At 44.6% G+C, this 10,396-nt stretch carries 11 protein-coding genes; 4 read left to right on the top strand and 7 right to left on the bottom strand.

Annotated features, from left to right (window positions below; translation table 11 throughout):
* Positions 1-32: 32 nt before the first annotated feature.
* Together L0660_RS24395 and L0660_RS24390 are read left to right on the top strand one after the other, a co-directional pair.
* Entirely contained in the window at positions 33-1,565 is a 1,533-nt protein-coding gene (locus L0660_RS24395; RefSeq protein WP_235161772.1) for an NAD(P)/FAD-dependent oxidoreductase, read from the top strand.
* A 2-nt stretch (positions 1,566-1,567) separates the two neighbouring features.
* The gene (locus tag L0660_RS24390; protein WP_235161771.1) at positions 1,568-2,827 is read left to right on the top strand and encodes an NAD(P)/FAD-dependent oxidoreductase; all 1,260 of its coding nucleotides are present in this window, start codon (positions 1,568-1,570) and stop codon (positions 2,825-2,827) included.
* On the opposite strand, the gene L0660_RS24385 is transcribed toward L0660_RS24390, so the two are convergent.
* Complete coding sequence (locus L0660_RS24385; protein WP_233796238.1) at positions 2,817-3,860, bottom strand: beta-ketoacyl synthase chain length factor; 1,044 nt, start codon at positions 3,858-3,860, stop codon at positions 2,817-2,819. The two genes, L0660_RS24390 and L0660_RS24385, sit on opposite strands and share 11 nt — an antisense overlap.
* Positions 3,861-3,877: 17 nt before the next feature.
* The gene (locus tag L0660_RS24380) at positions 3,878-5,512 is read right to left on the bottom strand and encodes a glycerol-3-phosphate dehydrogenase/oxidase (RefSeq protein WP_235161770.1); all 1,635 of its coding nucleotides are present in this window, start codon (positions 5,510-5,512) and stop codon (positions 3,878-3,880) included.
* A 191-nt stretch (positions 5,513-5,703) separates the two neighbouring features.
* Between L0660_RS24380 and lysM the strand changes: the two genes are divergently transcribed.
* Positions 5,704-6,162 (top strand): peptidoglycan-binding protein LysM, encoded by a 459-nt coding sequence (lysM, locus tag L0660_RS24375; RefSeq protein WP_235161769.1) that lies wholly within the window; start codon positions 5,704-5,706, stop codon positions 6,160-6,162.
* Positions 6,163-6,225: 63 nt separating this feature from the next.
* On the opposite strand, the gene rplI is transcribed toward lysM, so the two are convergent.
* The 4 genes from rplI to L0660_RS24355 form a co-directional block, all read right to left on the bottom strand.
* On the bottom strand, positions 6,226-6,672 hold the full coding sequence (rplI, locus tag L0660_RS24370) for a 50S ribosomal protein L9 (protein ID WP_026630173.1): 447 nt from the start codon (positions 6,670-6,672) through the stop codon (positions 6,226-6,228).
* Between the two features lie 20 nt (positions 6,673-6,692).
* Positions 6,693-6,944 (bottom strand): 30S ribosomal protein S18, encoded by a 252-nt coding sequence (rpsR, locus tag L0660_RS24365; RefSeq protein ID WP_026630174.1) that lies wholly within the window; start codon positions 6,942-6,944, stop codon positions 6,693-6,695.
* A 3-nt stretch (positions 6,945-6,947) separates the two neighbouring features.
* Entirely contained in the window at positions 6,948-7,328 is a 381-nt protein-coding gene (rpsF, locus tag L0660_RS24360; RefSeq protein WP_026630175.1) for a 30S ribosomal protein S6, read from the bottom strand.
* Between the two features lie 136 nt (positions 7,329-7,464).
* A complete protein-coding gene (locus tag L0660_RS24355; protein WP_233796235.1) occupies positions 7,465-8,406 on the bottom strand; it encodes a hypothetical protein in 942 nt (313 codons plus the stop codon).
* 140 nt (positions 8,407-8,546) lie between these two features.
* Between L0660_RS24355 and L0660_RS24350 the strand changes: the two genes are divergently transcribed.
* Complete coding sequence (locus L0660_RS24350) at positions 8,547-9,209, top strand: YggS family pyridoxal phosphate-dependent enzyme (RefSeq protein ID WP_233796234.1); 663 nt, start codon at positions 8,547-8,549, stop codon at positions 9,207-9,209.
* Here L0660_RS24350 and L0660_RS24345 read toward each other — a convergent pair.
* Complete coding sequence (locus L0660_RS24345) at positions 9,201-10,247, bottom strand: glycosyltransferase family 9 protein (RefSeq protein ID WP_235161768.1); 1,047 nt, start codon at positions 10,245-10,247, stop codon at positions 9,201-9,203. The genes L0660_RS24350 and L0660_RS24345 overlap by 9 nt on opposite strands.
* Positions 10,248-10,396: the final 149 nt, after the last annotated feature.

Raw genomic sequence — 10,396 nt, 5'->3', positions numbered from 1 at the left:
GTGTATTATAAACTTTTTCAATAACCATTTTAATGCAATCTTCCGCCTTGCAAAAAGAATATGACTTTGTGATTGTAGGCAGTGGCCTGGGCGGCCTTGCTTGTGCGAACATTCTGGCTTTGGAAGGTTACAGCGTGGTTGTACTCGAAAAAAACCACCAGATCGGCGGTCATTTACAGGTATATAGCCGGGGAAAAAGCATTTTCGATACGGGCGTACATTATGTAGGAAGCCTGGACGAGGGCGAGAATTTGTATCAGTTCTTCAAATATTTCGGCATACTGGATAAGCTGAAAATGAAACGGATGGACGATGACAAATTTGACGTTATCCGCTTTCAGGACGGCTCGGAATATGCTTATGCCCAGGGATTTGATCATTACAAAGAAGGGTTGATCGAATATTTCCCGGAAGAGAAGGCTGCTATTGAAACCTATTGCGACAAGATATTGGAAGTCTGTGAAAAATTCCCACTCTATAACCTCAGAGTTTCAGGAGAAAATTACCAGATGGACGGCGACGTTGTAGGACTGAACGCTCACGATTTCATTGCATCAATCACTGATAATGAATGGCTTAGGAATGTTCTGGCGGGCTCAAATCTGCTATATGCAGGCGTTCGGGACAAGACACCATTTTACGTGCATGCCCTGATTATGAAAAGCTATTTATCGGGCTCCTACAAATTCATCGATGGCGGTTCTCAAATCGCGATTCAGATGAGTAAGGTCATCAGGGCGCAGGGTGGAGAAATTTACAAGCATAAGAAGGTAGTTTCGGCCAATTATGATGCAGATGGCAAGATTACCGAGGTGGTTTTGAAAAATGGAGAAACGGTTAAAGGCAAACAGTTTATCTCAAATGTGCATCCGTCGGTGACGATTGATATTTTTGGCGCGGAAAGATTTCTTAATGTGTACAAAAGCCGAGTTCAGGGGCTGGAAAATAGCATTTCAACCTTTCTTGTACATGTTACTTTCAAGCCGGAGAGCTTTGAATATTTGAACTACAACATTTATCAGCACCATATCGAGGACGTTTGGGGAGGCATTGACTATGATAAGGAAACCTGGCCGCAAACTTATTTTATCTGCACGCCATACATTTCCAAAACTGGCCAATACGCTGATTCTATGTCCATTATGACCTACATGAATGCTTCCGAAACTGAAAAGTGGAGCGGGACTTTTAGCACGGTGGCTGAGCCGGGAACCCGCGATGCAGAATATGAACAGTTCAAGAAGGACAAAGAAGCAAAAGTGCTGGCGCGGCTCGAAGAAGTTTTCCCCGGAATTTCAGGAAAAATCAAGGCCGTTCACAGTGCTACGCCGCTGACATTCAGGGATTACATTGGCAATAAAGATGGTTCCTTATACGGCGTGCTGAAAAACTCCCATTCACCGACACGGACGCAGATCAATACAAAAACAAGAATCCCTAACCTGCATTTGACAGGTCAAAATATTTCGATGCATGGCATACTGGGCGTCACGGTAAGCGCTTTTGTAACATGCTTTCCATTTGTAGACAAAGAGAAACTCATCCAAAAAGTTAAAAATGCCTAATCATGCAAACAGTTGATGTTGTGGTCATTGGTGCCGGGCCAGCCGGGACAGTTGCAGCTTCGTATCTCAAAAACCAGGGCTACAATGTCACAATTTTAGAAAAAGAGAAATTTCCCCGCTTCCAGATCGGCGAAAGCCTGCTGCCCTGCTGCATGGAGCATCTGGAAGAATCCGGTCTGCTTGAAGCAGTTAAGTCCAGGAATTTTCAGAAGAAAACCGGTGCAGCCTTCATGCGCGGTCAAAAAAGATGCGAATTCCTGTTTTCCGAACAATTCACCAAAGGCTGGGAATGGACGTGGCAGGTAAAACGCGCCGATTTCGACCTCACGCTAGCCGAAGCAACCCAGGCAAAAGGTGTTGATGTTAAGTTTGAATGTGAAGTGTTGAAAGTGACGTGCAGCGCTGATAGTCAGCACATTGAATACAAAGATATAGACGGCAATCTTTACGAAATCCAGTCCAGGTTTATCATTGATTCCAGTGGCTACGGCCGCGTGCTTCCGCGGCTGTTTAATTTGAGCAAACCCTCTGCATTCAGTCCGAGAGGCGCAATTTTCTCACATTTGGAAGATAAAAACCGCACGGAAACGACCAGTAACAACATCTTCGTGCATTCTTTTGACAACAACAAATCGTGGATATGGGCCATTCCGTTCTCCGATGGCTCCACTTCGGTAGGCATTGTTGGCGACAGGGAAAAGATTACGGAAATGGCTGAGAACGGTGGAGAAGCTTATAAGACTTTCATTCGTGAATTTGAGGATCTTGCAGGCCGCTTTAAGGATTCGGAATTGAAATTTGAGCCGCGGCACATCCTGGGCTATTCCATTGGCGTCACCAAAATGTTCGGGGAAGGATTTGTGCTTTCCGGAAACAGCACCGAATTTCTCGACCCGATCTTTTCATCCGGCGTAACATTCGCAACTGCTTCGGGATTGCTTTCTGCAAAAATGACGCACAAGCATCTGCAGGGTGAAACGGTGGATTGGGAAAATGAATACGAAAAAGTGATCCAACGCGGGATCAACGTTTTCAGAAGCTATGTTACCGGCTGGTACAGTGGTCATTTTCAAACCATTGTATTCACAGACCAAATTAATAACGACATTAAAAAACAGATTTGCTCGGTGCTTGCAGGTTATGTCTGGGACCAGTCCAATCCTTTTGTAAAAAAGCATGATACAATTCTACCTACGCTTGCCAAAGTGATTAAAATGGAGGAGAAAAATCTAAAATCCAAATTGAAAGGCGCTACGGAGTGAGCAGAATAAAACTGTGCTGAACGGCCTTATAATGATTGTAAATCAGCACATTATTCGCTTTTTCGACTTTTGGATTTTGGTGAATACATTGTGAAGGAACTGGGTGGCCTGAAAGCATTTTTACGGCCATCCAGGTTGCAAAAGCCGAAGCAGTTGGATAGTCCCCAACCATATTCTTATAAGTGTAGCTGCTGCTGTCCGGGAAAAATTTCTTACGAAAATCTGCGTACAAATGGTCTGTGCGGTTATCCCCGCTGATGCCCAGCATCAAAGTATCGATATCGTGACGTGCGAGCCCGTTTCGTTCCAGAAAGTGATCCAGCTTCTCTTCCAGGTCGCTATTTTTTGGGTTATTGATCTGATCCACATCCACAATCCGCGCCAGTGTTCCTTCGCTTCTTGAAGACTCCACCACGAACATCGTCGCCCCTTCCCCATTAACGGACCCGGGAGAATCGGCTGTCAGCAAATCAGTTGACGTAATGTCTTCCGTTTTAAAATGACCGTTTAAGAAATCAATGTTATGGTTATAATCAGAAATCTCCTCCACACTGCCGACCAGCACGCGCCGCAGTTTTTTTTCTTCCAAAACCATCATTGCATCCAATAACGCAGCTTCGAAAGCCAATCCTTTGTGCACATGCGTTGTATTATAGCCCGTTACCTTGCTCATTAAAGCAAGATTGCCTGCGACTGCGTTAGGCGTGCTCTGGACAAAATGAGTGGGTGTTAATGTGCCTTCATCGTAGTCAACGATCTGGTTCAGGAATTTAAGGCAATCGCCCAACCCGCCATTCGCTGTGCCGAGAATAATCCCGTCCATATCGGATTTCCGGATCAGCGGCAAGCCCGCCCCTACGCCCATCCGAACGGCTTTGCCCATTCTGCGCAGCAAGCTTGCGGGGATTAATTGCCCGTAATCCGGTTCAATGGCCGCGTAACGATTGCCGTGATGCACTTTTATCTTTTCCTCAAAGAAGGCATTGTCAAAGGTAAACTGAGGTGAGATGCAGGCTAAGTCGGTTACGTACATTCGGGATTTAATGTGAGTTAGTTGCCGGCGTCGGCAATGAATTGTTTGAGCTGAAACGCATAGTCATCGATTTGTCTTTGCGTTTCGCTTTCATCCCAATTCAATTCCCGTGCCATCAGGTTTGCAACAACAGGTAAGCAGTTTAAGGTTTCTTTCCAATCGGTAATTTCCAGCCTTACCCTGCGCGCCAGAAAGTCGCGCGGCGTGATGACCATTTCATTCCGGACCGTGTAAGTTACTTCCGCCCTGATGTAGGGATAGGAAGCGCTGAGCCTTTCTTTTGAGGAAATGTCAGTCGCTGTTAACTCCGCAACCAATGTTGCCCGGGAACCGTATTTTCTAACCAGATGCAAGGACACGTCTTCCGGTAATGCGTATTTAGTGGTAAGCACTCCGGATAAGGAAGCATCATAATGCTCCCCGCCGGCAAGCGTATGGTTAGCAGTAAGACATTCATTTCTTTTGGAAAAGATCGCGTCAGCTTCATCGATCGTATCCTTGGCCATTAACCGGTAAGTCGTCCATTTTCCACCCAGCAGACTCAGCAACCCGCTTGTAGCATCCACTTCAACTTCATGGTCTCTGACGAGGCTTTTTGTGGATTTGGAAGGATCAGCTGCGAGCAGCGGGCGCAGTCCGCCAAAACCCGCTTTCAATGTTGTGATGTCAATGGGAGTCGCCAGGAATGGGTTCAGCGTGTCAACCAGATATTTTTTTTCCGATTCATTCAATGTAGCCTCAGAATCAATACTATCCGATTCCGTATCCGTGGTCCCGATCATCATGGCGCCTTCAAAGGGAATAGCAAAAACTACGCGTCCGTCCGATGTTTTGGGAATGAGCATGGCATACTCGCTATTCAATGTGTCATAGGGCAGCACTACGTGAACGCCTTTGCTGGGACGAAGCCGCTCTGGCAATGCGGGGTTGGCCAGTAACCTGATCTTGTCCGAAAACGGCCCAGTGCAATTGATAACGAGCTTTGATTTGATAATAAATTCAGCTCCTTGCTGCGTATCCTTAACCTGAACACCAACAAGCTTGCCCAAATCATTTTTTGTGAAACCTGTAACATCCAGGTAATTAGCCGCAACACCGCCCGCTTCCGAAGCCGACTGCACCAGAGCGAGACAATAACGCGCATCGTCGAGCTGGCCATCGTAATACAGCACGCCGCTGTGGAGCTTCTTGCTGTTCAGGGTTGGAATTTTATTGAGCACTTCCTTTTTTGAAAGCCATTTGCTTTTAGGAAGCGAATCGTTGGTGGCAAATGTATCATAAAGTTGCAGCCCAATTTTAAAATACAAACCCTCAAACCAAGAACTCACAGGCGTCATTAATGCCAATGGGCGCGCCAGATGCGGTGCATTTTTAAGAACGGTATGACGCTCTTCCAAGCCGTGACGGACCTGTTTGAGCTGCGCAAAATCTAATTTTTTAAATGCCTGTTCGAGATAACGGACACCGCCGTGGATCAGCTTGGTGGAACGGGATGAGGTCTCTGATGCGAAATCCTTTTTATCGATAATAGCGACTTTATAACCCCGTAAAACGGCATCCAATGCACAACCAGCCCCGCTTGCCCCTGCTCCGATGATACAAATATCAAATTCTTCACTTCTTAATTTATCCAGCGATGCGTTACGATCCATTGATTGGCAGTATATCCAGCATTTGATTGACCTGTTGCAAAAGTACAAAGTCAGGCATTAAAACTGGCCGGTGCCGGACGGTCTTTTGAAGTTTGCTTTGAAAAAGTTTGGTATAATAATTGCAACATCAGCATTATAATGTGCGTCAACGACCGCATTACAGTTATCTGTTCACATAAACCAACTAAAACATGGGCTTACTATCGTTTCTTAAAGGCGTAGGAGAAAAAGTTTTCAAAAAAGAAGAAACTGCTGTTCCCACGCCGGAAGCAGAACCATTACGCGCCAGCGCGCTCCTAGCGCACGTAAAAGCACTCGGGCTCGTGTATAACAATTTGACAGTCAAAACATCCGGTGACACGGTGACCATAGAAGGCGAAGTGGCTCAGCAGGAAGATGCAGAAAAGATAGCCCTTGCAGTAGGGAATGTTGAAGGCGTGGAAGTGGTGGACAACCGCTTGAAAGTGGCAACGCCGGCTCCCGAAGCAACTTATCACACTGTGGAAAAAGGCGACACGCTCTCCAAAATAGCGAAGGAAGTGTATGGCGATATGATGAAGTATCCGATCATTTTTGAAGCAAACAAACCTATGCTGACCCATCCGGATAAGATATATCCAGGCCAGGTTTTGAGAATCCCGGCACCCTGATGCAGATCAGACATAAAAAAAGCAGCCTTTTGGGGCTGCTTTTTTTATGTCTTGTTGAAGTGATTAATCTTCCTGCGCGATAACGTTCAGGGCGATTTTGTGTTTCACTTCTTTATGCAAATCGATTGTTGCAGAGTAAGTTCCGATGGATTTAACATCATCCAAAGTAATTTTCTTGCGGTCGATATTGAAACCTTTTGCTTTAAGGACATCAGCAACTTGTGTGTTGGTAACACGTCCGAAGATACGGCCGCTTTCTCCTACCACAGTTTTGATATCGATTGTAAGATCGCCGATTGCTGCTGCAATTTCTTCTGCGTCCTTTTTCAGCTTTTCAGCTTTGTGCGAAGCCTGACGCACGTTTTCAGCAACGATTTTGCGGTTAGAGGCATTCGCCAATAATGCAAAACCCTGAGGGATAAGGTAGTTACGACCGTAACCTGCTTTCACAGTAACGATGTCGTTTTTATAACCTACACCTGCGATATCCGTTATAAGTATGATTTCCATTGTTTGTAGCTCTTTCTATATTATTTCAATTGATCAGCAACAAAAGGCAATAAAGCCAAGTGACGCGCTCTTTTAATTGCCTGAGAAACTTTGCGTTGATATTTCAAGCTTGTTCCTGTAAGGCGGCGTGGCAAGATCTTACCTTGCTCATTCACCAGTTTCAATAAGAAATCCGGATTCTTGTAGTCGATATATTTAATGCCTGCTTTCTTAAAACGGCAATATTTCTTACGGTTATTGTTTTTTTCAACCGGTTCGTTTACTAGTGACATAGCTTATGCGTTTTCGGTTTTAGACTCAGTTGACTCTTCTCTTTTTCTTCCAACCAGACCCTTACGTTTTTTCTCGTTGTAAGCAATTGAATGCTTATCCAGGGCGATTGTCATAAAACGCAAGATGCGCTCGTCACGACGGAATTCGGTCTCCAAAACGTCAACCACGTTTCCTTCATTTGCTGTATATTCTACAACATGATAGAAACCTGAGTTTTTCTTTTGGATGGGGTAGGCCAGCTTGCGCAATCCCCAATTTTCTTCATGTACAATCGATCCACCATTTGCGGTGATGATTGTCGTGAATTTTTCAACGGCGTCCTTTGCCTGGGCCTCAGACAAAATGGGAGTTAGAATGAACACCGTTTCATATTGCTTAGACATACGGTAATTGATTAATTATATAATGTAAAATAAAAACCCTCACTTTGGGTCATACCAAAATGAGGGTGCAAAAATAGGGCTTGAAATCCATAATTCCAAGCCCTGATCTTACTTAAATTCAAGTTATTCAGCCTCGTTACTTCACTTCGAAGTCGCCCTGCCCTATTTTAAATCCTTCACTGTAAACCTCGATAGCATATTTGCCATCTTTCAAAGGAATGCCGCCGCGTCCGTATAAAATATCCACCGACTGGCCGCTGTTTGTGAAATTGACAGTCTGGCGTGAGCTGTAAATCAACTCTTTACCGTCGTGGATAAACGATCCCGAACCTGTGGCCATATCGGATAAAACCGCTCCGTCCGGATCCAGGATACGCAGATACATTTCTTTTTCATTCTGCTTGGCAACAGCATTTGGCGCCAGTGAGAAATTTACACGCAGCTTATCAATGCGTTTTGCCTTGTATTTTCCGCCTTCGCGCTCTTTTCCTCTTGCCGAAACTGCATTAACCGTCAGATTTTCAGCCCTTAATGCGGAAGCAATGCTCACTTTCTCAGCCAGTTCCCTATTTTGAACAGAATAATTAGTCACAGAATCTGCAAGCAACTGCTTCTCGGATTCCAGCCCGGTTACCTTCTCATTCAACTCCTGATTTTTCGTTGTTGCAATTCCTAATTCCTGCCTTAGCTGGGCGATTTCCGTGTCTTTTTCGTTCAACACATTTTCGTAACCCTTGATCTTCTTGTTATAACCAGAAGCAGAATAACTGCTCATATTCTTTAATTCCTGCTTATCCTTTTCAAGTTGCAGCTTCATTGCCATCAAGGAATCCACACTTCCGCCCAGTTTCTGGATTTCTGCGATCTTAATGTCCAGCTCCTGCGAAATGGAATCGAGCTTGGTTTTGATAAAGAGAACTTCCTCTGTTTTAGCAGTTATAATGTCATCCTTAGCGAGATTTTCCTGTTTTTCGTGATAGATAAAATAAACAAGCACCAAATTAAGCAATAGCAATACGGCCAAAGCGGCCCATAGAAGGGTTTTCCTGTCTTGCTTTTGTTCCTGATTATAGTCCATACAGAAGGTTATATTTTTTAATTCGTTGGTAAAAGAACTATGTTTTTTTCAATTTTGAAATATGTTAACATCTATTTCTAAGCGCCTGCGGTGAATTTGTTTCTTTAATCCTTTAATTATCAAAAAATTAGAATCTCAAAATGCCAACAATTGCTGACAACATTGCCCAAATAGAAAAAGGATTAAAACAGGAAACGCGTTTAATTGCAGTAACAAAAACCAAGCCCGAAGAAGTTCTCATGGAAGCTTATAACGCTGGCTGCAAGCGTTTTGGAGAAAATAAGGTCCAGGAAATGACTGCCAAATACGAGGCCTTGCCGAAAGACATTGAGTGGCACATGATCGGTCATTTGCAAACCAACAAGGTAAAATACATGGCTCCTTATGTGACTCTGGTCCATTCGGTTGACAGTTTCAAGTTGCTGAAAGAAATTAATAAGGAAGCTGCTAAAAACGACCGGATCATTCCGTGCCTGCTTCAAATTTTTATCGCGCAGGAAGAAACAAAATTTGGACTTTCGGAAGAAGAAGCTCGGGAGATTATTACATCGCCGGAGCTTTCGGACCTACAAAATATCCGCATTGCAGGCCTGATGGGAATGGCTTCCAACACGGAGGATGAACAAGTTGTTCGTGCCGAATTCAAGGGATTGAAAACACTGTTTGAATCCTTCAAGTCCTATCAGAATGAGCAGGTTAGCATGCAGGAACTCTCCATGGGCATGAGTGCGGACTACACGATCGCGATGGAAGAAGGCAGCACATTGATCCGGGTCGGAAGTTCTATTTTTGGGTCAAGGTAAAGGGATTACGCCAGCCACTTTGTCCCGAACGAAGTCAAACGAAAGCTGTGCGCACGGAAGGCCCTTTTGCCGCACGAAAACAGCATTTTCCTGACTTCCATAACCGCCCGAATATGGATTATACTCAGGAAAATCATTCAGCGAACCCATCAAAATCACCCCAAAAGTGCCCGAAGCATTACCCAAATGCGAAGGTCCGCTGTCCAGCCCGATAAAATAAGAAGCGCGGCGGATCACCTCGGCCGTTTCCAGAATGCTCAGTTGCCCGCACAGGTTGCGATAGACTCTTGTACTCACGTTCAAATTGCTTTTCAAGCCGATTTCAACAATTTGATAAAGATAATTATCTGCAAGCCACTGCACCAGCTGCTCCCACTTTTCGGCAGGCCAGTCCTTTGGCGCGTAATTGGATTGGCAATGCAGGACAATAAAGGGTTCTTTTAAATTTAGGGAATCCACTTTTTGCCGATGACTTTCCTGTAAATAAAGTTTCGGCTTATCATCCGCAGGAAATGTAGCTTTCTCAGGAATCAAATCACCCGTTTGCGCAAAAACTTCCAGCAGATTGCCATAGTTGAAATAATTGTAAATGTTGATGTTACGTCGCGCTGCAACCGGATTATCAACAAAAACCTGGCATTTGGGACAATGGTTGTTGTTTGTGAATTGCAGTTGTATAACCTCGTCAAAAATGCCTGTATCCAGCAATGTTTTACGTTGGGTCACACAAAATTCCCTGAAAATTTCATCAATAGAAGCATTATGCGCGACCAGTTCGCTGAACGAGGGCTTTACAAACCAGACAATGTGCGCATCAGGATGCAGTGACCGCACGTAACGGGAGATGGGTTCCGCTGCCACAATATCCCCGAAATGCTCCGTACGGATGATCGCGATCAGCTTCTGACCTTTTTTTAATTTGCCTTTGACACCTTTGAAATGTAAATAAGCCTGATAACCAAGCAGGTGCGCTTTACCAATGTGTGTGTATTTGTAATAACGATGAGTCCAGAGCGCTATAAAACTTTTTAAAGTCATTTGCTAAGTATAATCTACAATGTGCGGCAACGTCCAATCCGCCTTTACAAGCTCGCAAGATAATAAAATTGAAACAAAGAGTTGGTTACGCTGCATTCCGGGCATAACTTTACCGGGCTGCATGGCCCCGATTTTGCGGGCCAAAGTGC

Origin of the sequence: Dyadobacter sp. CY351 (genome assembly GCF_021502625.1) — a bacterium.
In the GTDB taxonomy this organism is placed as follows: Bacteria; Bacteroidota; Bacteroidia; order Cytophagales; family Spirosomataceae; genus Dyadobacter; species Dyadobacter chenhuakuii.
The sequence above is the reverse complement of the archived record's forward strand: the minus strand, read 5'-3'. Positions and strand labels throughout refer to the sequence as shown.

Bases quoted from the DNA above. Each gene is read 5' to 3' on its own strand.
- lysM (WP_235161769.1), top strand. From the start codon at position 5,704: ATGGGCTTACTATCGTTTCTTAAAGGCGTAGGAGAAAAAGTTTTCAAA.
- rpsR (WP_026630174.1), bottom strand. From the start codon at position 6,944: ATGTCACTAGTAAACGAACCGGTTGAAAAAAACAATAACCGTAAGAAA.
- rpsF (WP_026630175.1), bottom strand. From the start codon at position 7,328: ATGTCTAAGCAATATGAAACGGTGTTCATTCTAACTCCCATTTTGTCT.
- L0660_RS24350 (WP_233796234.1), top strand. From the start codon at position 8,547: ATGCCAACAATTGCTGACAACATTGCCCAAATAGAAAAAGGATTAAAA.
- L0660_RS24380 (WP_235161770.1), bottom strand. From the start codon at position 5,512: ATGGATCGTAACGCATCGCTGGATAAATTAAGAAGTGAAGAATTTGAT.
- rplI (WP_026630173.1), bottom strand. From the start codon at position 6,672: ATGGAAATCATACTTATAACGGATATCGCAGGTGTAGGTTATAAAAAC.
- L0660_RS24385 (WP_233796238.1), bottom strand. From the start codon at position 3,860: ATGTACGTAACCGACTTAGCCTGCATCTCACCTCAGTTTACCTTTGAC.
- L0660_RS24345 (WP_235161768.1), bottom strand. From the start codon at position 10,247: ATGACTTTAAAAAGTTTTATAGCGCTCTGGACTCATCGTTATTACAAA.
- L0660_RS24395 (WP_235161772.1), top strand. From the start codon at position 33: ATGCAATCTTCCGCCTTGCAAAAAGAATATGACTTTGTGATTGTAGGC.
- L0660_RS24390 (WP_235161771.1), top strand. From the start codon at position 1,568: ATGCAAACAGTTGATGTTGTGGTCATTGGTGCCGGGCCAGCCGGGACA.
- L0660_RS24355 (WP_233796235.1), bottom strand. From the start codon at position 8,406: ATGGACTATAATCAGGAACAAAAGCAAGACAGGAAAACCCTTCTATGG.